Origin of the sequence: Mycobacterium pseudokansasii (assembly GCF_900566075.1) — a bacterium.
Classification (GTDB): Bacteria; Actinomycetota; Actinomycetes; order Mycobacteriales; family Mycobacteriaceae; genus Mycobacterium; species Mycobacterium pseudokansasii.
Genome location: NZ_UPHU01000001.1, coordinates 1,436,033 through 1,454,345, shown reverse-complemented (window position 1 = coordinate 1,454,345; position 18,313 = coordinate 1,436,033). Strand labels below are relative to the sequence as shown.

Below are 18,313 nucleotides of genomic sequence, written 5' to 3'. Positions count from 1 at the left end.
GTACGTCTCTTTGATCGAAACCGTACCTACGCCATCGTAGGCTACGTATCCGTAAGTTACCAGCGGGTAGCTTTAAATGTCGACCACACAGTCACCCGAGGCGGCCGACACACAGGTCTGGATCCGCGTGCCGGGATCATGCTCCTGACCGGTCCGCAAGTCGCGCACGTGACCCGCTACCAGGTCGACCACACACGATTGACAGATGCCCATGCGGCATCCGAAAGGCATCTGCACACCGGCGCCCTCGCCCGCATCCATCACCGAAGTCGCGGCATCCGCCGCCGCGGACTTCCCGCTGCGGGCGAACGTGACCGTGCCACCCGCGCCGGCGGGTGCCGCCTTGGACACTGCGAACCGCTCCAGGTGCAGCCGGTCGCTGATACCAGCTTCGGCCCAGACGTTTTCGGCCTGGTTGAGCATGGCGGCGGGTCCGCACGCCCAGGTTTGCCGGTCGCGCCAGTCGGGCACCTCGTCGCCGAGCCGGGCGAGGTCCAGACGGCCCTCGGTGCGGGTCTTGCGCACCTTCAGCCGATACCCGGGATGGTCGTCGGTCAGGGCGGCCAGCTCGGCGCCGAACATCACGTCGGCTTCGGTGGGCGCCGAATGCAGATGCGTGATATCGGTGATCTGGTTGCGGCGCACCAATGTTCGCAGCATCGACATCACCGGCGTGATCCCCGATCCAGCGGTGACAAACAGCATCGAGCGCGGCGCGGGATCGGGCAGCACGAAGTTGCCCCGAGGGGCGGCCAGGCGCACCACGGTCCCCGGCTCCACGCCGGCCACCAGGTGGGTGGACAGGAAACCTTCGGGCATCGCCTTCACGGTGATGGTGACGGTGCGCGCGGAGCCGGTGGTCCCGACTGGACTCGACGTCAGCGAATACGAGCGCCAGCGCCAGCGTCCGTCGACCAAGAGCCCGATCCCGATGTACTGGCCCGGTTGATAGTCGAAACTGAAGCCCCAGCCCGGCTTGATGACCAAGGTGGCCGAGTCTTCGGTCTCGCGGCGGACCTCGAGGATCCGGCCCCGTAATTCCCGCGCCGACCACAGCGGATTGGCCAGTTGCAAATAGTCGTCGGGTAACAGTGGCGTCGTGATTCGCTCCGCGATTTTGCGCAGCGCATGCCAGCCCGGATGCCGGTCAGCGCCGGCAACGGCCGGCCGCCTGGTGTCGGCGACTTTAGCGTTGATCACCGCGTGTTTCTTACTCATGCGAAGCTCCTGATTGCGGCGCGGCCATTGGCTTCCGCCTGGGTAGCGGGGCAAGCTCACGCCCACGTCATTGAAGCTACGGTACCGTAACTTACGGTTCCGTAGCCAGACCGGAATGTGCAAGCTGCATCACAGGACGCTCGAGCGGGGTTTGGGACCCGATAACCGGCTGTGGCCGGTGTTTCCCGGCAGCCGGGGTCCGGTCAGGCTTCGAGGCGTCTGCGGATGCTGGCGAGGCGTTGTGCCAGCTCCGCTTCACCGATGACGCCGCAAGCGACCAGCGAGTGGGCCAGTGCCACCAACTGGTTCTCGGGGTAGGGCAAGCTGGCATAGAGGCTGGCCGAGAGGGCGTCTTCCTCATCTCGTCGCTGCTTGAAATCAGGAATGTCCGCGCTGCAGGCGGCGCGGTCGAGCGCGTCGCACAGGCCGTCCAAGCTGGTCTTCCACGGGGGCACCGGGTTGGTCACGCCATACTTTGCGGCCATTCGCGACCAGACCTGATTGCGTTCCACGATCTTCTGCAGCGGCGCGACGGTCGTCAGCTCGATCGGCTCCGGATCCCTCATGGGCTGCCCGTCACTCACCGGCAGGATGGATGGCCGCCCGGGTGGCGGTGATGACGTTGGTCGTGACACCCGGTTTGGGCAGGGCCACGCCGATCAAGCAGTCCCGGGTGACGATCTCGGCCAGCCGGTCTTCGTCCCAGCCGTCGGTACCCTCCGGGCGCATGGGCAGCACCATGAACCGGTGCTTCTGGTTGGAATCCTCCACCCGGATCGCGACGTCGTCGGGCAGATAAAGCCCGAATTCCGCAAGCACCTGACGCGGCCAGCGGACCATCCGCCGGCGATAGTTGGGCGTGCGGTACCACTCCGGAGAGTTGCCGAGAATCGGTCGCGGATAACAAGAACACAACGCGCAGACGATCACGTGGTGCAACGTCGGCGTGTCCTCGAGGATCTGGAACGCGGTGAAGTCACTGGGCGTGCCGAAGCCGGTGGGTTCCAGCCAGTCGACGCCGACCTCTTTGCTGGCCGCCAGCGCATCGGTGAGCGCCAGTTGCTTGAACCCAGGATCCAGCCACGCGCGCGCCACCAGGTGCGAGGCCGGCGTCGGGTTGATCTGCTCGGCGAACTCGGTGAAGTGCCGGTGCTCTTCGGCGGTGAAAATCCCCTTCTCGATGCACAATTCACGCAGCGCGATCTCGAGTACCTCGAAGTCGGTGATCTCGTCCACCGTGGGGGCCAGCGTCCGCTCGTGGTCGTGCTCCTGATGGTGATCCCGGTCGGTCATGTCGAAACTCCTACCCTCCGGCCGCCGCCAGCCACCGCTCGGGTAGCTCGGTCTGCAAGGTGTCGCTGGTGGTCCCGGTGTACCCGTGCCATAGCTCGGACAGGTTGAACCGGACGATGTAGAACCACTCCGGCTGCGAATCGGGCCGGTCCCACGTCTCGTCCTCGGGGGCCGGGCTTTCGTAGGCGACCGATGCGATTTCGCCGGCGGCGCCCCGTACGTATTCCGGGGTGCGGGTATACAACAACGCAGGCAGTTCGCGCACCACCACCGCGTCGCCGACGCGGAACCTCGGCTGCCCGGCCAGACCCGCATACACCTGCGGATCGCCCTTGCCGACCGCATGGGTGTGGTGGGCATTGCGGATCACGCCGGCGCCGTCACCTTCTGAGTTCGGTTGCGCCTCAAGCTTTTTACCGTCGAGGCCACCGGCATAGCGGGCCTTGACCGCTGCCATTCGTTCACTGAGCTCACCCAGGCTGATGTGATGCTTTTCCACCAGCACCCGTGCGACCGCCCAGAGCCAGCGACCGTAGTAGGGAAAGCCGAGATAGACCGCACGTCCCACGTCGACGTTGCCGATCCGCCGGCGCTCCTCCGACAGCCAAATACCGCGCCACGCAAGCACTTCGCAGAGCACATACGTCATGTGCTCCCAGTACTCGTACTGTTTGTTCTCGTACTTCATGGGCGCGTCCGGCTCACCGCCGACGTCATGGTTGGTCTTCAGGTACGCCCAGAAGCGATCGTGGTCGAGCAGGTCGGGAGTCGGGGCGTCCGGAAGCTCGGGATAGGCCGACTTCAGTCGGGCAACCAGGTCGAGCTGACGGGCACGGTCAGCGGCTGTACTCATGACCACTCCTCTGGCACCGGGAGCGTTGCGGACGGTGCAGTGATGCTACTACCCGACAGCACCGCCGGTCTTGGACCGACGCCGCAGGACACCTGGCAATACGCTGTCAAAGCAAGTCGAGCAGGAACGGCAACTCCTGGTTGGCATACCACGCCAAATCATGGTCCTGGGCGTCACCGACGACCAGGTCGGCGTCCTCGTCGCCGAGATCGGCGGCGTCGATCACCGCTATCGCCGCAGTGACGGCCGGTTCGGCGGCTGCGTTGTCGACATAGGCGGCGACCACCCGATCCATCGCAACCGGCGCCGTCAGTCTGACGACGGCGTCGTCGAGATCGGGGCGCAACGTGACGCCGTCCACTTCGGCGGCAATCACCACGCGTCGCGGCGGCAGACCCTCGCCTCCGTCGTCGGCCAGTAGACGCAGGGACGCCAACGCAGCCTCCTGCAGAGCCACCTCGGCAAGTTCGTCGTCGTCGCCCTCGGCATAGGACTCCCGCAATTTCGGCGTCACCGCGAAGGCCGTGCCGTTGACCGGCCACAGCGAACCGTCGGCGACAAGTTGCCGCAGCATGGCCAGGGTGGCCGGGACGTAGACCTGCATCATGGGCCGAGTCGCCGAGCCCGCTTGATCGCCGCGCTAACCATCGACCAACGTCGCCGCATAGTCTTCGACGTAGTTGGACAATTCACGCGGCGGGCGCTGGTAGTTGCCGCTCACCAACGGATGTTTGGGCAACTTGACCTTCGGCTTCTCCACGTCGCGGTAGTCGATGGTGGACAACAGGTGGGCCATCATGTTCAGCCGCGCATGCTTTTTGATATCGGATTCCACTACATACCACGGGCTGGTCGGGATGTCGGTGTGCACCATCATCTGGTCCTTGGCGCGTGAGTAATCCTCCCACCGGTACAGCGATTCCAGGTCCATCGGGCTGAGCTTCCATTGCCGGACGGGGTCGCTGCGCCGGGCTTTGAAACGTCGCAACTGTTCCTCGTCGGACACCGAAAACCAATACTTGCGCAACAAGATCCCGTCGTCGATCAACATGTGCTCGAAGATCGGCGTCTGCCGCAAGAACAGCGCATGCTCTTGCGGCGTACAGAATCCCATGACTTTTTCAACGCCGGCGCGGTTATACCACGAGCGGTCGAAGAGCACGATTTCGCCCTTGGCGGGCAAGTGTGCGATATAGCGCTGGTAATACCACTGTCCGCGTTCCCTGTCGGTCGGGGAGGGCAACGCCGCGATACGGGCCACGCGCGGGTTGAGGTATTCGGTGATCCTTTTGATGGTCCCACCTTTGCCGGCTCCGTCGCGGCCCTCGAAGACGACCACCAGGCGCGCCCCGGAATGCCGCACCCACTCCTGTAGCTTCACGAATTCTGTTTGCAGCCTGAATAATTCGGCATGGTAGACGTTGGCCGGGATCTTGCGCTTGGCCGACGGGGTTGACTTCTTCTTCGTCTTCGCCGTCTTGGCCGGCGCGCCGTTGGTTATCGCAGTGCTCACAACATCGGATGGTAACTCCACGAGCCATTCCCACCGAGACAATTACCGGGACAATACCGGGACAATTACCGAGACGCCTCCAGCAGCTCCTCGAGCGATTGGCTTAGCAAGCCCGGCAACAGGTCGACATCGCTCATCGCGTCGCGGTCGGCATTGATCCCGAAATACAGCATGCCGTTGTAGGACGTCACGCTGATGGCCAGCGCCTGGTTGTGCAGTAGCGGCGGCACCGCGTAAGCCTCCAGCAGCTTGGTGCCCGCGACGTACATCTGCGATTGCGCCCCAGGGGCATTGGTGATCAGCAGGTTGAACAACCTTGCCGAATAACTGGTCGCCACCCGGACGCCCATGGCATGCAAGGTGGGTGGCGCGAAGCCGGACAGCGTCACGATGGTCCGGGCGTCCACCAGGCTGGCGGCCGTCGGGTTCGATTCGGTGGCGTGCGCGACCTGGGACAGCCGCACCACGGCGTTGCCCTCGCCCACCGGCAGGTCTATCAGGAAGGGGGTCACCTGGCTCATGGCCTGGCCGGGGCCCGTTGAATCGAATTGGTCATCAACGTAGGCGGCGAGCGGAGCCATAGCCCGTACCGTCGCCGTCGGCGCCACCGTCTCACCGCGCGACATCAGCCAATTGCCCAGCGCGCCGGCGATCACGGCCAGCACCACGTCGTGGATGTCGCAGTCATAGCGGGCACGTACCGCCCGATAGTCCTCGAGCCGTCCGCGAGCCACCGTGAATCGTCGATTGCGCGACACGGTGGCGTTGAGCGGGCTATTGGGTGCGGTGCCGCGCGCCACGGTGCGCGCGACATCGAGAACCCGGCGGCCGGCGTCGACGAGTTGGCCGTAGTTTGTGACCGCGCCGGCGACCGCGGATCCGACGGCCTGCAACTGCGCTCCCGGCCCCATGAGCCAGTCCCCGATGGCGCCCAGCACCAAGCGGGTGTGGCCGGGGTCGCGTTCCGGTACCCAGATGTCTTCGGGGAACGGCGGTGGACGCCGCGTCCGATCGGCGATGACGTGGCCGATGGCCAGTGACGTCACCCCGTTGATCAGGGCCTGGTGCGATTTGGTGTAGAGGGCAACGCGATTCTTTTCCAGGCCCTCGACGAGATACATCTCCCATAGCGGCCGCGACTTGTCCAGCGGCCGGGCAGCCAGCCGCGCGATCAGTTCGTGCAGTTGCTCGTCGCTGCCTGGCGACGGCAACGCCGAGCGCCTGACGTGATAGGTGATGTCGAACTCGGGATCGTCCATCCACACGGGGCGGGCCATGCCGATCTTCACCTCGCGTACCCTCTGCCGGTAACGCGGTATCTGCGGCAGCCGCTGTTCAACGGTGGCCAACAGCGTCTCGTAGCTCAGTCCGGCCCGCGGCCGGCGCAGGATCATCAGCGACCCGACGTACATGGGGGTGGCGGTGTTCTCCAGCCGATAGAAAGACGCGTCCGTCGTGGACAACCGGGTCACCATTTACGGCCCTGTCCTCCTTGTCAATTCGTCCCCAATCTGGCGGTTGGACCGATGTGGCTCACGGTAGCCACTCGACGCGGCCACATTGCGGGGCGGGTACACGCCGGCGTGGTGTGTGCAATGATGACCGGCAGTTTGTCTGCCACTCTCCAGCAGGCCGCGCGGTCCACATCCTCTCGTTGCCATCGTTTGACCTGTTTTGATCTGGAGAGTGCCCGTTGAGCATCAGTCCTGGCTCCCACCCACCTCATCGTCCGACCTTCGCCGTTGTCCCGGTGGTCGAGTATGAACCGCCCACCCGAGCAGTCCCCCGGTGCCGACAAGCAACGCAGGCACCTTTACGCCCGCGCAGTCTACGGGCGCCTCGCCGGCCCCGCAGCAAGCAGCCGACGACCCAGAGCATGTCGGCGCCCATGCGCCAGGCAGGCGTCTTCACCGACGCGGCACTGCGTCGAGTGCTCGAAGTCATCGACCGCCGTCGTCCCGCCGCGCAGCTACGTTCGCTGCTGGCGCCCAACCTGGTCGACGCCGTGCTGTCGGTCAGCGACGTGGTGGCCGCTCAGTACGGGACCGCGGTATTGCGCCGGGTTCGACTGCAACCGGTCGGGTCCTCGGACTCCGCGGCGGAGGTGTTCGGCAGCTACAGCCGCGGAGACCGGATCCACGCGATCGCCTGTCGTGTGGAACGGGTGACCGCCGGAGCCGGAGGGCGCTGGCTGGTCGTCGCCTTGCACATCGGCTGACGGACTTCGTCTCAGGCAGCGGCCCGCAGCGGCCCGCCGGCGTAATGCGCCACGACCGGGCCCATGATCGCCATGATGAAGACATACGACGTCGCCAGCGCCGCCACTGTGGGGATCGACGCGCCGACCAACCCGATGATGATCAGCGAGAACTCACCTCGGGCAATCAGCGCGGTGCCCGCGCGCAACTGGCCGCGCCGCGCCACTCCGTCACGGCGGGCGGCGTACATCCCGGTCAGCACCTTGGTCGCGGCGGTCACCGCCGCCAACACGACGGCCACCGGAAGCATCGGAAGCAGCTCCTTGGGGCCGACCGACAGCCCGATCGCCAGGAAGAAGATCGCCGCGAACAGATCGCGCAGCGGACCCAGCACCTTGCGCGCCCGGTCGGCCGTTTCCCCGGTCAGGGTCAGGCCCACCAGGAACGCGCCGACAGCAGCCGACGCGTGCAACGACTCGGCCACCGCCGCGACCAGCAAGGTGATGCCCAAGACCCGCAGCAATAGTTGCTCGGAGTCGGGGTGCGCCACCAGGCGGCCCACGTGATGGCCCCAGTAGTAGGACGCGGCAAACGCCGCAACAAGGGCGCCGATCGCGGCCAGCGTCCCGCCCAGCGCGTCCAGCCAGCTGCCGCGCAATGCCAGCACCGTGAACATCGGCAGGTAGCCGGCCATCGCGAAGTCTTCGAGCACCAGCACCGACAGCACCGCCGGAGTTTCGCGGTTGCCCAGGCGGCGTAAGTCCTCGAGCAATCGCGCGATCACACCCGACGACGAGATGTATGTGACGCCGGCCAGCGCCAGGACGGCAACGCCGTCCAACCCAAGCAGCCAGCCGGTCACCGCGCCGGGCGTGGCGTTGAGGACGATGTCGACGCCGGCCGACGGCAGATGATGACGCAGGCTGCTGGCGAATTCGGTCGCGGAGAACTCCAGGCCCAACGTCAGCAGCAGCAACACGATGCCGATGGGTGCGCCGGTGCTGACGAAGTCAGCGGCGGCAGCCACCGGCAGGATGCCGCCCTTACCCAGCGCGAGACCCGCTAACAGGTAGACCGGGATCGGCGACAATGCGAACCGCCGGGCGAGGGCGCCGAGCAGAGCAAGCATGACCAAGAGGGCGCCGAGCTCGAATAGCAGCGCCTCCGAAACATCCACCGGCTCAGCCTTTGTTGACGATCTGGCGGACTCCGACGATGCCCTCTTCGGTGCCGATCACAATCAGGACGTCGCGTGCCCGCAGCGTTTCCGCGGGGCCGGGCGAGGCGACCACGTCGTCGCCGCGGACGATCGCGACGATCGAGGCGCCGGTGCGGGTGCGGGCGCGGGTGTCGCCCAGCGGCCGGCCGACGAACGGACTCTCGGGCTCGACCGAGATCTGGCCAGCCTCGAGCCCAGGCACCTCGCGGGTCAGCTCGGTGAACCGCTCGGCGATTCTGGGTGCGCCGAGAATCTGGGCCACGGTGTCGGCCTCTTCGTCGGTGAGGCGGAAGACCGGCCGGCATTCGTCAGGGTCCTCGGCGGTGTACACGACGATGTCGAAATCGCCGGTGCGCCGGGCGATGATGCCGATCCGCTCACCCTTGTGGCTGGTGAACTCGTACCGCAGACCGACGCCCGGCAGCAGCACTTCCTTGACATCCATGCCGCCCATACTCGACGAAATGGCATCGAGAGAGAAGTGCCACCGGCTAATTTCATAGCCGATGGCGTCCTAGAGCCTCCACCTGCGAAGGCCGCTACCCGTCAGAAGGGCGGCCATGGAGCCGGCGGGCGTGGCCGGTCCGGCATCCCGGGCGGACTCGGCTCGCCGGTTCAGGTGGGTGGCGCGGTTTTTTGCGGCGTTCGGTGGCCACCCGGTGGACGCGGTCGTGGGCGCGGGTGCGTATGAGTTTGGTGCAGTGCGGGGGTGGCAGGTGCGGGTTAGGGTTGGGGGGTTTTGTCTGCGGGGTGTGGAGTCGGAGGTCTTGGGTGTGGTGTTTGCGGTGGCGCCGGTGGTGGTGGGGGCTTCGGCGATGACGCAGGCGGGGTTGGCGGCGAGGCTGGGTGCTGGGGTGGCTGCGGCTACACCGAGGTTATCGGCGGTGGTGCCGGTGGGCGTGGATATCGATTCGGCGGCGTTCGCGGCGCTAGCTGTGATGGGGGCGGCGTTTGTGGGCATCGCTGGTGAGTATGGGGCGGGGCGCGGGGTGTTTTCTGATGCCCAGTGGGTGGCCGGCGCGATGGCGGTGGCTGGTGAGGCGATGCGCGCGGTGGCCCGGATCCGGTAGCGGTTAGCGGGTTGTGGTGGCGCATCCCTGGTCGGCGTTTGGCCCGGAGGCCAATTACACGGCGTTGGTGTCGGGGTCTGGTCCGGCCTCGACGTTGGCGTATGCCGAAGCGTTGAGCGCGCAGGCGGCGCAGGTGCAGGCGGTGGTAGCGGCCTCGGCGGCCAGTGGGGCGGCCACGTATGGCACCAATTGGCGCGGGGTGGGGGCGACGGCCTCGGCGGTCACCCAGGGTGCGCTGGATACCCAGCATGAGTTGCTGGCGGCGGCGCTGCTGGAGAAGGCATCCCATGTGGTGGCGGCGGCCGGCGCGCATCAGAGCGCGGTGGCGTCGATGGTCACCGCGCAGGAGGCGGTGGCCAATCGATGCGATGAGGCCACCGCCCGGCAGCTCAACCCGCTGGTGTGGGGGGCGTTGACCCCGCAGATCGTGGCGTTGGACCTGCAGTATGACGGGCAGATGCGGCCGCGGGGGCGGCCTATGGCGCGACCTACGGGGCGGCGTTGCGCGCGGCCGCGGCGGCGGTCATGGTGCCGTTTCCGCCGGCGGTGTCCGGCGGGTCGCCGGCTGCCGCGGTGGTGGGGTTGGCCGACACCGGGGCGATCAGCGCGGCCGAAGCAACCCTGCAGGCCGGCGAGCAAGCCGCCCACGCGGTCATCGCCCCGCCAACCGTCGGTGCCGGGATGGGAGGTGCGCCGCCGGCGCCGTTGGCCGGCTCGGTCTCAGCGTCGGCGTCCCCAAGTGGTGCCTCGGCGGCGGCCACGCCCGCCGGGGCTTCGACGCTAGCCCGGGCGCCGCAGCCTCCGATGGGGATGTTCGCCCAGGCCGCACCCGCCGAAGGAATCGCCGGCCCAGCCATCGAGGGGCCGGGTTCTGCGCGGCTTAGCGAGGCGCTGCGGAGCCGCGCTGGCACCCTGTCCCCGCCAGCCGGATCACAAATGGAATCAGCTGGTGTGGTCAGTGGTTATCCGGGTGCGGGAGCAACCAGCTACATCCGGCCCTCCGGTGACGGGTTCAGCCCACCATCCGTGAAGCGACCCGGTATCGGCGCACCCGCTGGCATGCTCACCGCCGCTACGCTGCACAGTCCAGTCACCACCGCGCCCCGCTCGACGGTGCAGCCGCTGGCCTACGTCCACCCACAACCACCACGACCCGGCGGCCCGTCGTCACCAGCGCCCCCGCTCGACCCCGGCGACACCGCCCACACCCCTCAACTCCCCACCCCCACCCCAACCTCCGGCACCCCCGCCACCGCCCCCACCGGCTACGCCGCAGGGCGGCCCACCAGGGACCTCCACCGGTGACGGCGGTCCTAGCGGCTCCGGGAGCCCCGGCGCCCAAATGCTGGGTTCTGGAGCCGGCCCAGCACCCCAAGCACCACCCGTGCTGCCACCGCTGGCGCCGCAACCACCGATTCCACCGCCACCGTCTCCGCCGCCGGGCAAACCACCGCTGGGGCAGCCCCCCATTCCGCCCTGGGCCAGCCCACCGCCCCCGCCTTCGCTGCAAGCGACGCGAGACGCCTACACCAAGTTGACAAGCGACATCGACCACCACAATCTCAATCCGCCCAATCCTTCCGATTGGAACGCGGTTCAGGTTTATAACCAAGAAGCCTGGTACTACAACAGCTTGAAGGCCCAACTCGAGCGCCAATTAGATGCGGCCAACGCCCAATACCCGCCCGCCAACGACGCCAAACGCGCCGACATCCCATACTGGACACAACCCGCACCACAACAACCCCGTACGCCCGGCGCCCAACCACAACCGGGCACGCCCCCAAGCCCAAGTATTGCCGACCAGGCGAAGAAAATTGGTGAGGAAGTAAAGACGGTTCCGAAGGGTTCCGGGCAGCTCCAGGCCTTGGCGGACAAGGTAACTTCCCTGCACCTTGACCAGGAACAGGCCGCGGAGGCAGCCGAGATTGCCGCTCAGACAGCGTTCGGTGACACTGGCGGAATTGTCAACCTACCCGATGGAACAAAGGTGGTGCTACCCGCGATGTTACCTCAGAAGGTAGCACTGATAGTACGTTCTGACGGTTCGGTTGCAGTGTTCAAGGGCGACCTTACCCAATTCTTGCCTTACCTCGGTAAATGAAGGAATAAACGATGAATACAGCTTCGGTTTCTGAGATACTCGACTTCGAGATTTACCTGCTCATGACAATGAAGATACGAATGGTCAACAAGAATGCGAAACTGCTAGAAAACAAGCTAGCCGAACACGGGCTTTCCGTCGCTGACGCACAACGCATACATGAGCGGGTATCCGAAGCTCTTGGCGACGAAGCCTCTCGTTTCGAAAACATGAAGAAGGTGCTGGGCATGGAAGGCCAGTCCTCGAAATCACTGAAATACAGCAGCGTATTGTGGCCTGGATTTGACTTCACCGCGACCGCCAGTGAAGAAGGAGTGCTTGAGTCGGCACGGTACTGGCACTCGAGGAGCGATTCATCCCGCGTCGATTCGCCAACCGAGTTGCCCCCCTGGAGTATGGACATCAGTGAGTTCACGAAACAGTTTGGCCCCTTGACGGGTGGCCTCAAGTGGACCCTGTTCGACAAACTTCTCCCCGCCCACGAAGAGTACGAATTTCCTTGGAATGGAGAGCGCCACGGTGCGGCATTCAGCTGGGGACTGTTCATGTTTGCGTCGAAGTACTGGCCCGAAGATTGATAAAGAAATTATTGAATTTCAGAGTTACCCTAAAGTTCGGCATCACCCCACAGACCAAATAAGAATCTGCGCCCCGGCATCCGGGTAGTTTACCGGTATTTAATTCTCAATGCGTGGACGAAATGCTTCGACGCGGGGTATCAAAATGAGAAAGCCCCTTCCGAGCGGGGATGATTAATTATCAAATGTTGTTCAGGCGTCAATCAACCGTCTTCTGATAGACACTTCCGACGCGAGCCTCTCACAGTTTCAGCGCCACCTCGCCGGTGTTCGACAATGGAAATCTTGTGTTGTGCGCTGGGTTGGTGTCGTCCGTCGCGTAATTCCCCAGGGGCTGGCGTCACGTAATTCCCCAGGTGCGGGCCTCGGTGTAGGTCTTACCGGCCCGTGGGGGGCGGTGTCTAGTTGGTGGAGCGGCCGGGTCGTTTCCGGGGCCGATAGCTGGGTCCGTCCATGAGGACTTGGTGGCTGGTGTTGATCAGCCGGTCGAGCAGTGATTCGGCCACGACGGGGTTGGGGAACAGCGGATACCAGTCCTTGGGGGCGCGGTTGCTGGTCAGGATCAAGGGTTTGCCAGCGATTGCCCGATCGGAGACCAGATCGTAGAGATCGTCGGACTGGGTGGTGGTGTGTTCACGCATCGCGAAGTCATCGATGATCAATACCAACGGCCTGGTGTATTCGCGCATGCGCTGACCGATGGTGCGATCGGCGTGGCCACCGGCCAGGTCGGCGAGCATGCGGGCGCACTTGACGAACCGGACGTCGCCGCCCCGACGGGCGACGTGATGCCCAAGTGCTTGTGCCACATGGGTTTTCCCGACGCCGACAGCGCAGGCGACAGACTGCAACAGCTTCGCGCGGTGCTGCCGTGCGAGATCACGGTAACTGATCGCGCGCACCCATTGTACGGGGAACAGTTGCGAGCGTTGTCATTTCGTCGACGACAGGGCGTGCTGAGGCTGGTGGTCGTGCTGCCGGACGGCACGCCGGGCATGGTGGCGGCCGACGCGACGGATGTCTTCGGTAGCGACGCCGCCGTGTTGGCGGGGTTGGCGACGACGTTGTCGGTCGAGGGGGTTCGACGGTTGCGGTCCCGGCTGGCGCGTGACACGGGCGTGTCGTCGTGACCGGGTCCGACCAGTTACGGCCGGGATGGGCAAGGCTCACCTCACTGGATCCGCGCCAACGAGACCAGGAGGTGAGCCGTGCGAGGAGTCAGGATAGCGGCCGCGGTGCAACTGCGGCTGCCGTGGGAGCAGGAGCGTGTCGCCGGGAGCTGGGAGCAGCTGCCGGAACCCACACGGGCGCAAGTGTTGTCGCTGCTGGCCCGGATGATCGCCAGGGGTGTGCTGGCCGAGGACGGCAGCGATGGCTGAGCTGACCAAGATCCGGGCAACGCACCTGCAACGACAGGCGTGGGTGTATGTGCGGCAATCGACGATGACGCAGGTGCGGGAAAACACCGAAAGCCTCAACCGGCAATACGAACTCGCGCAGCGAGCGCAGCACTTGGGGTGGCCAGCTGACCGGGTACGGGTGGTCGATGACGACCTGGGTTGTTCGGGCGCGGATGCGAACGCACGCAACGGGTTTCAGGAATTGGTCGCCGCGGTCGGGTTGGGGCAGGTCGGCCTGGTGCTGGGCATCGAAGTGTCTCGGTTGGCGCGCTGCAACGCAGACTGGTATCACCTGCTGGATCTGTGCGCGATGACCGACACCCTGATCGCCGACGCGGACGGGATGTATCACCCCGGTGACTACAACGACCGGCTCGTGCTTGGGTTGAAGGGCACGATGAGCGAGGCTGAGCTGCACGTGCTGCGGTCGCGGCTCAATGCCGGGCTGCGGCACAAGGCCGCGCGGGGCGAGCTGCGCCAACTGCTGCCGGTGGGGCTGGACTATGACCAGGACGACCGGGTGGTGCTCAGCCGGGATGAGGCGGTCCGCGCCGCGATCACGGCGGTGTTCGACCGGTTCGACGAGCTGGGTTCGGCGCGTCAGGTGGTGCTGTCGCTGCGTGCGGATGGCCTGCGGCTGCCGCGCCGGTCCGCCGGCGCGCGGGTCATCCGCTGGGCCGAGGCGACCTACCCGGCGGTCCACGATTTTTTGACCAACCCCGCCTATGGTGGGGCGTACGTGTTCGGGCGAACGAAGGTGAGTCGGCGTCTGGACGAGGCCGGCCGCATCGTGGTCCGCGATCAGGAATTGCCGCGTGAGCAGTGGGAGGTGACCATCCCGGATCATCATCCCGGCTATGTGTCCTGGCAGACCTATCTGGCCAACCAGGATCGGTTGCGCGCCAACGTGCACCCGCCCAAAGGGCAGGGCGGCGGGGCGGTGCGTGAGGGCCGCGCCTTGCTGCAGGGGCTGGTGGTGTGCGGCAAGTGCGGGCGGCGGATGCTGGTCGGCTACTCCGGCCCCGATGGCCGAGTCCCACGGTATCTGTGCGCGCAGGGACTGCGGTTGTACGGCTCGGCGCGCAGCTGCCAGAGTCTGAGCGGACGCCGCCTGGACGCCGCCGTGGTCGAGGAGATGTTCACCGTGTTGCAGCCGGCCGCGTTGGCGGCCACCGCCGCCGCACTGGCCGAGGCCGAGGATCAGCATGCCCGGCGGGTGCGCGCGTTCGAGCTGGGCGTCGAGCGGGCCCGTTACGAGGCCCAGCGAGCCCGCCGCCAGTTCGACGCGGTCGAGCCGGAGAACCGGTTGGTCGCCCGCAGCCTGGAACGCGACTGGGAAGTACGGCTGGGCACGCTACGTCAAGCCGAGGCCGACCTGGCCGCGCAGCAGTCCCGGCGGCCGGCGGTGCTCACCGAGGAAGAGGTGGCCTGGCTATCCCACGCGGGTGCTGACCTGCGGGCGGTGTTCGACGCCGACACCACCACCATCCGAGAACGAAAGCAGTTGCTGCGGTTGCTGATCGGTGAGGTCGTCATCAACGTCGACCGCGACGCTGGTCAGGCCGCGATCCGGATCCGGTGGGAAGGCAGCGCTCATACCGATATCACCGTCGCGTTGCCGCGCCGCGGCGTGGACAGCGCGATCCGCACCGAGGCCGACACGCTGGAGCGTATTCGACGGCTGGCCGCCCACTACGACGACGCGACGATCGCGCGCCTGCTTGCCCGGCAAGGCGTGATCACCGCGACCGGGTTGCCGTTCACCCGCGACCGGGTCGGCAGCCTGCGCCGCAAACACCGGATCGCCGGTCCCAGCGAACCTGTCGGACCCATCGACGAGGATGTGCACATGGTCAGCATCGCCGAAGCCCAGACGCTGCTGGGCACCTCCCGAGCCACCCTCTACCGGTGGCTGGCCAGCGGGTTCATCCGCGGCGAGCAGCACGGCCCCGGCGGCCCGTGGCGAATCCGCATCGACGCCGAGCTGCAAGCCAAGATCACCCCGGACGCGCCCGAGGGATGGGTTGGGCTCGAAGCTGCTGCCCGCCGACTCGGCGTTGCCAAACAGACTGTCCTGGACCGGATTCAACGCGGCGAGCTCAACGCGGTGCATGTCAACCGCGGCCAACGCAAGGGCCTGGCCATCCAACTGCCACCACCGGAAGATGCTTTGTTCGCTGCAACGCCATGAAACGCCGAGGCCAGCGTGTCGCATCCGGTCCAGAGCACCCGGTCGCACCATCTGCGTGACCATGAAAACCCATAACAACGCAGCATCCGGCCCGAATCTGGACCGGATGAGACAACCAGGGAAAGGAAATTAGTAGTGAGAACCCGGCTCGACCGGGCCGTAGAGGATGACCGACTCGCCGGCGTCGAGCCAGCGCAGCGCGGCCAGATCGCGCAGCATGGCGCCGGGCAGTTTCGGGTTGGCGGTGAAGTCGAAGTCTTCGAAGGTGGCTTGTTCTTCGAACTTGGCGCGGCGCAATCGTCGCCTCAGGGCGGCGGATTCGCGGCGGGCGATCTCGTCCTCGCACAGGGCTTGCAGAAATTCGAGGTGGCCGAGCCCGCCGTCGCGGGTTTGGGCCAGCCTGGCGTCGAGGGTATCGAGCATGCCGGACAGTTTCAGGGTGCGCAGCGCATTTCGCAACGCTGGGTCGCAGATGGACACGGGTGGGCTCCTTGGGCGTGAGTCCGTGCGGGCGCAGGCTCGACCGGTCGGCACGGTGTCCCGCGGCGTGCAACACTGCCTCGGCGGCGACGGCATCGAGCTCGCCGGCTTGCACCTGTCGCCGCAGCCGCCGGGTTGCCGACTCCGGTGTCAGCTGTTCCCGATATGGCCTTGTTCACAAGCGCATTGGTAGCTGACCGCGGCTGCCAGAACGCGGTCCGGCAGGCTCAGCGCGGATTCGGCCAGCCCACGCGGGTATCCCGAGCCGTCGAGGCCTTCGTGGTGATTGCCGGCGACCTCGGCCAACTTCCGGAGCCCAGGAACCTGGTTGAGGATCCGCACCGTGAAGTACGGATGCAACCGGACTCGCTCGAACTCCGCCGCGCTCAGCGGACCCTGTTTGGACCAGATCTGATTGGAAACTCCGATGCGGCCCAGATCGTGAACGTGGCCCGCGCGCCGAGTCAGCACCGCCGCGTCCGCATCGAGCCCGGCGGCAACTGCGGCGTCACCCGCCAGCCGGGCCACCGTTCGCGAATGTCCCAGTGTGAATGGGCATTTCAAGTCGACGAAGTCGCCCAGCGCGACGAGTAGCGCGTCCAGGGACTGGTCGTCCAGCGGCTGGTGGTGATCTGGCGAGGCTCGCAGGGCCGCCGCCCACGCATCACCGGTGGGCGGGCCGGCCAGGATCGCGTCCGCATGGTTGACAAATGTGTCGACCACCTCGGGATCGAATTGCCCGCCCCGCCTGCTGCGAGCCATGGCGACGGCACCCTCGACACCGTGGGCGCGGTGGTGAACCTCCACCATGTCGGCGAGCTGGGCGACGCGCATCTGGATCGGGATGGCGTCGCCGCCGACGCCCCTGGGCAAACCTCCCCCGTCGTAGCGTTCGAACGTAACGCCACCGCGGCTTGCACGGTGGGGTCCAGGCCGATTCGATCCGCCAGCAAAGCCGCGGACGTGCAGTGCGAGTGGATCAATTGGGATATGTGGCCGCGCGCGTTGATGAAGAGCGTCGCCATCGTGCTGAGCCGGTGCACCAGCGGCTGACCCCGACCCACGTTGCCCGCCAGGAAACGCAGATACGGCAACCCAGACCAGTCGACCAGATAGGAGTCGCGGCGTACGGCAATGTCGTCGCCGAACCACCGCGCATACTCGTGCGAGTCGGCGTGGCACCCGATCCACATGATCAGGGTCGCGTAGTAGGTGGAATCCCGCTGCTGCCTGCTGAGCCCAAGTCGATCGGCCAGTCTGGTCGCAATCAGCGCGGACCGCAGCATGTGTTCGGCCGGCTGGCCCAAGCCGAGATCGATCGCGACGGACAGCGCCGCCAGCAACTCCGCACGGGTCGGCATATTGGCCTCCGAAGGACCCGGACGTGCTGGCCGGGACGCCCGCGTGGTCATGGACTCATTGTGCACTGGTCACCGGATCGGGACAGTGCCGTTGACCGCATCATGACGTCGCGGGTCGAACGTTTCGAAGTGCCCTGAGCCCACGACGAACAGACCCCGCTGCGGGGGCCGGAAACTGGCGAGCCGCAGCTGACGCTGCAGCGGTCCCACCGGTCCGAGATCCACGCCGCGCAGTACGGCGCGCGACCGTGCCACCGCCCACACCCGCGCGGGGGCAATCATGAACCGCTGGCCGTTCGGCGCCGTCCCGGAGAGCCGGACCTGCCCGGCCCGCAGCAGCGCCCCCGCCGCCCGGCCCAGCACACTCAGAGCCGCACGGTTGGTCCACGCTCCGGCCGGCAGCCGCTCCCCGATAGTGCTCATCAGCCGCGTCGCAAGGGTGGTGCCGATGTCGATATGCCACTCGAGCAGTCCCGGAATCACGACGACCAATGACCACGGGGTGACCCACGCGACGTCGATCTCGCACTGGACCGCGTTATTGCGGGTCACTGAGCTGAAGTAGCGGGCGCAGCTCTGCGGACCCGGCGTCGTCGCGTAAAAAGTCCACCTGCCTTGCGGATCGCGGTGCCACACCGACCGGTACCCCGGTGAAAACGACGTCACCGGAAAGTGCCGCAAGGCAAGGTAGTGCCCGCTGGTGAACGGCAGGCCCATCACACCGAGCCCGACGAATCGTTCGTCGTCGCCGGCAGGCAGGACCGGGTCGTGCAGGACGGCCGCGGCTGCGTCCAAGGGGGTGAGCGATGTGTTCATACATGGATAGTCCGCGCCG

At 66.3% G+C, this 18,313-nt stretch carries 19 protein-coding genes and 4 pseudogenes; 9 read left to right on the top strand and 14 right to left on the bottom strand.

Annotated features, from left to right (window positions below; genetic code table 11):
* Positions 1 to 72: 72 nt before the first annotated feature.
* From EET10_RS06675 to EET10_RS30135, 7 genes are all read right to left on the bottom strand, one after another.
* Positions 73 to 1,218 (bottom strand): ferredoxin reductase, encoded by a 1,146-nt coding sequence (locus EET10_RS06675; RefSeq protein WP_063468206.1) that lies wholly within the window; start codon positions 1,216 to 1,218, stop codon positions 73 to 75.
* 203 nt (positions 1,219 to 1,421) lie between these two features.
* The gene (locus tag EET10_RS06670) at positions 1,422 to 1,784 is read right to left on the bottom strand and encodes a hypothetical protein (protein WP_036404325.1); all 363 of its coding nucleotides are present in this window, start codon (positions 1,782 to 1,784) and stop codon (positions 1,422 to 1,424) included.
* A gap of 10 nt (positions 1,785 to 1,794) precedes the next feature.
* On the bottom strand, positions 1,795 to 2,511 hold the full coding sequence (gene scnC, locus EET10_RS06665; protein WP_036404328.1) for a thiocyanate hydrolase subunit gamma: 717 nt from the start codon (positions 2,509 to 2,511) through the stop codon (positions 1,795 to 1,797).
* Positions 2,512 to 2,521: 10 nt separating this feature from the next.
* Complete coding sequence (locus EET10_RS06660) at positions 2,522 to 3,364, bottom strand: SH3-like domain-containing protein (protein ID WP_036404330.1); 843 nt, start codon at positions 3,362 to 3,364, stop codon at positions 2,522 to 2,524.
* A 106-nt stretch (positions 3,365 to 3,470) separates the two neighbouring features.
* On the bottom strand, positions 3,471 to 3,971 hold the full coding sequence (locus EET10_RS06655) for a DUF6912 family protein (protein WP_122501986.1): 501 nt from the start codon (positions 3,969 to 3,971) through the stop codon (positions 3,471 to 3,473).
* A gap of 33 nt (positions 3,972 to 4,004) precedes the next feature.
* The gene (ppk2, locus tag EET10_RS06650; RefSeq protein WP_036404332.1) at positions 4,005 to 4,877 is read right to left on the bottom strand and encodes a polyphosphate kinase 2; all 873 of its coding nucleotides are present in this window, start codon (positions 4,875 to 4,877) and stop codon (positions 4,005 to 4,007) included.
* Between the two features lie 65 nt (positions 4,878 to 4,942).
* Positions 4,943 to 6,352, bottom strand: coding sequence for a WS/DGAT/MGAT family O-acyltransferase (locus EET10_RS30135; protein WP_036404334.1), 1,410 nt, complete (start codon positions 6,350 to 6,352; stop codon positions 4,943 to 4,945).
* A gap of 218 nt (positions 6,353 to 6,570) precedes the next feature.
* Here EET10_RS30135 and EET10_RS06640 point away from each other — a divergent pair, with 218 nt between their 5' ends.
* The gene (locus EET10_RS06640) at positions 6,571 to 7,095 is read left to right on the top strand and encodes an Rv3235 family protein (RefSeq protein WP_122501984.1); all 525 of its coding nucleotides are present in this window, start codon (positions 6,571 to 6,573) and stop codon (positions 7,093 to 7,095) included.
* An 11-nt stretch (positions 7,096 to 7,106) separates the two neighbouring features.
* Here EET10_RS06640 and EET10_RS06635 read toward each other — a convergent pair whose 3' ends face one another.
* On the bottom strand, positions 7,107 to 8,252 hold the full coding sequence (locus tag EET10_RS06635) for a cation:proton antiporter (protein WP_036404339.1): 1,146 nt from the start codon (positions 8,250 to 8,252) through the stop codon (positions 7,107 to 7,109).
* Between the two features lie 4 nt (positions 8,253 to 8,256).
* On the bottom strand, positions 8,257 to 8,739 hold the full coding sequence (locus tag EET10_RS06630) for a cation:proton antiporter regulatory subunit (RefSeq protein WP_036404450.1): 483 nt from the start codon (positions 8,737 to 8,739) through the stop codon (positions 8,257 to 8,259).
* 307 nt (positions 8,740 to 9,046) lie between these two features.
* Here EET10_RS06630 and EET10_RS29125 point away from each other — a divergent pair, with 307 nt between their 5' ends.
* Together EET10_RS29125 and EET10_RS32180 are read left to right on the top strand one after the other, a co-directional pair.
* Positions 9,047 to 9,364, top strand: a complete 318-nt coding sequence (locus EET10_RS29125) for a PE family protein (RefSeq protein ID WP_136624715.1) — start codon at positions 9,047 to 9,049, stop codon at positions 9,362 to 9,364.
* Between the two features lie 13 nt (positions 9,365 to 9,377).
* Positions 9,378 to 9,761: pseudogene (locus tag EET10_RS32180) on the top strand (PPE domain-containing protein); the annotation flags it as partial.
* A 91-nt stretch (positions 9,762 to 9,852) separates the two neighbouring features.
* Here EET10_RS32180 and EET10_RS30615 read toward each other — a convergent pair.
* Positions 9,853 to 10,221 (bottom strand): hypothetical protein, encoded by a 369-nt coding sequence (locus tag EET10_RS30615; RefSeq protein ID WP_246013757.1) that lies wholly within the window; start codon positions 10,219 to 10,221, stop codon positions 9,853 to 9,855.
* A 79-nt stretch (positions 10,222 to 10,300) separates the two neighbouring features.
* On the opposite strand from EET10_RS30615, the gene EET10_RS29120 reads away from it, so the two are divergent.
* From EET10_RS29120 to EET10_RS06610, 3 genes are all read left to right on the top strand, one after another.
* Positions 10,301 to 10,669, top strand: a complete 369-nt coding sequence (locus tag EET10_RS29120) for a hypothetical protein (protein WP_136624714.1) — start codon at positions 10,301 to 10,303, stop codon at positions 10,667 to 10,669.
* 229 nt (positions 10,670 to 10,898) lie between these two features.
* On the top strand, positions 10,899 to 11,468 hold the full coding sequence (locus EET10_RS06615; protein WP_082273130.1) for a hypothetical protein: 570 nt from the start codon (positions 10,899 to 10,901) through the stop codon (positions 11,466 to 11,468).
* A gap of 11 nt (positions 11,469 to 11,479) precedes the next feature.
* Complete coding sequence (locus tag EET10_RS06610; protein WP_036398038.1) at positions 11,480 to 12,046, top strand: hypothetical protein; 567 nt, start codon at positions 11,480 to 11,482, stop codon at positions 12,044 to 12,046.
* A gap of 401 nt (positions 12,047 to 12,447) precedes the next feature.
* On the opposite strand, the pseudogene EET10_RS06605 reads toward EET10_RS06610, so the two are convergent.
* Positions 12,448 to 12,876: pseudogene (locus EET10_RS06605) on the bottom strand (ATP-binding protein); the annotation flags it as partial.
* Between EET10_RS06605 and EET10_RS29500 the strand changes: the two are divergent.
* The 3 genes from EET10_RS29500 to EET10_RS06600 all read left to right on the top strand — a co-directional run bounded on the left by EET10_RS29500 (position 12,760) and on the right by EET10_RS06600 (position 15,637).
* A complete protein-coding gene (locus EET10_RS29500) occupies positions 12,760 to 13,176 on the top strand; it encodes a hypothetical protein (protein WP_218028521.1) in 417 nt (138 codons plus the stop codon). The pseudogene EET10_RS06605 and the gene EET10_RS29500 overlap by 117 nt on opposite strands.
* 78 nt (positions 13,177 to 13,254) lie before the next feature.
* A complete protein-coding gene (locus EET10_RS29495; protein WP_167480138.1) occupies positions 13,255 to 13,425 on the top strand; it encodes a hypothetical protein in 171 nt (56 codons plus the stop codon).
* Entirely contained in the window at positions 13,418 to 15,637 is a 2,220-nt protein-coding gene (locus tag EET10_RS06600; RefSeq protein ID WP_036407760.1) for a recombinase family protein, read from the top strand. The genes EET10_RS29495 and EET10_RS06600 overlap by 8 nt, the downstream gene beginning before the upstream one ends.
* A 141-nt stretch (positions 15,638 to 15,778) precedes the next feature.
* Here EET10_RS06600 and EET10_RS30610 read toward each other — a convergent pair.
* The 3 genes and pseudogenes from EET10_RS30610 to EET10_RS06590 all read right to left on the bottom strand — a co-directional run.
* Positions 15,779 to 16,117 (bottom strand): annotated as a pseudogene (locus tag EET10_RS30610) (ATP-binding protein); the annotation flags it as partial.
* Positions 16,071 to 17,529 (bottom strand): annotated as a pseudogene (locus EET10_RS06595) (HD-GYP domain-containing protein); the annotation flags it as partial. The pseudogenes EET10_RS30610 and EET10_RS06595, both read right to left, overlap by 47 nt.
* An 18-nt stretch (positions 17,530 to 17,547) precedes the next feature.
* Positions 17,548 to 18,294: a hypothetical protein gene (locus tag EET10_RS06590; RefSeq protein WP_036398045.1), complete on the bottom strand. Its 747-nt coding sequence runs from the start codon at positions 18,292 to 18,294 to the stop codon at positions 17,548 to 17,550.
* Positions 18,295 to 18,313: the final 19 nt, after the last annotated feature.

Excerpts from the sequence above, each read along its gene's own strand:
- EET10_RS06670 (WP_036404325.1), bottom strand. The coding sequence starts at position 1,784 with ATGAGGGATCCGGAGCCGATCGAGCTGACGACCGTCGCGCCGCTGCAG.
- EET10_RS06590 (WP_036398045.1), bottom strand. The coding sequence starts at position 18,294 with ATGAACACATCGCTCACCCCCTTGGACGCAGCCGCGGCCGTCCTGCAC.
- EET10_RS30135 (WP_036404334.1), bottom strand. The coding sequence starts at position 6,352 with ATGGTGACCCGGTTGTCCACGACGGACGCGTCTTTCTATCGGCTGGAG.
- EET10_RS06630 (WP_036404450.1), bottom strand. The coding sequence starts at position 8,739 with ATGGATGTCAAGGAAGTGCTGCTGCCGGGCGTCGGTCTGCGGTACGAG.
- EET10_RS06675 (WP_063468206.1), bottom strand. The coding sequence starts at position 1,218 with ATGAGTAAGAAACACGCGGTGATCAACGCTAAAGTCGCCGACACCAGG.
- EET10_RS29120 (WP_136624714.1), top strand. The coding sequence starts at position 10,301 with ATGGAATCAGCTGGTGTGGTCAGTGGTTATCCGGGTGCGGGAGCAACC.
- scnC (WP_036404328.1), bottom strand. The coding sequence starts at position 2,511 with ATGACCGACCGGGATCACCATCAGGAGCACGACCACGAGCGGACGCTG.
- EET10_RS06660 (WP_036404330.1), bottom strand. The coding sequence starts at position 3,364 with ATGAGTACAGCCGCTGACCGTGCCCGTCAGCTCGACCTGGTTGCCCGA.
- EET10_RS30615 (WP_246013757.1), bottom strand. The coding sequence starts at position 10,221 with ATGGCTGGGCCGGCGATTCCTTCGGCGGGTGCGGCCTGGGCGAACATC.
- EET10_RS06655 (WP_122501986.1), bottom strand. The coding sequence starts at position 3,971 with ATGATGCAGGTCTACGTCCCGGCCACCCTGGCCATGCTGCGGCAACTT.
- EET10_RS06600 (WP_036407760.1), top strand. The coding sequence starts at position 13,418 with ATGGCTGAGCTGACCAAGATCCGGGCAACGCACCTGCAACGACAGGCG.
- EET10_RS06610 (WP_036398038.1), top strand. The coding sequence starts at position 11,480 with ATGAATACAGCTTCGGTTTCTGAGATACTCGACTTCGAGATTTACCTG.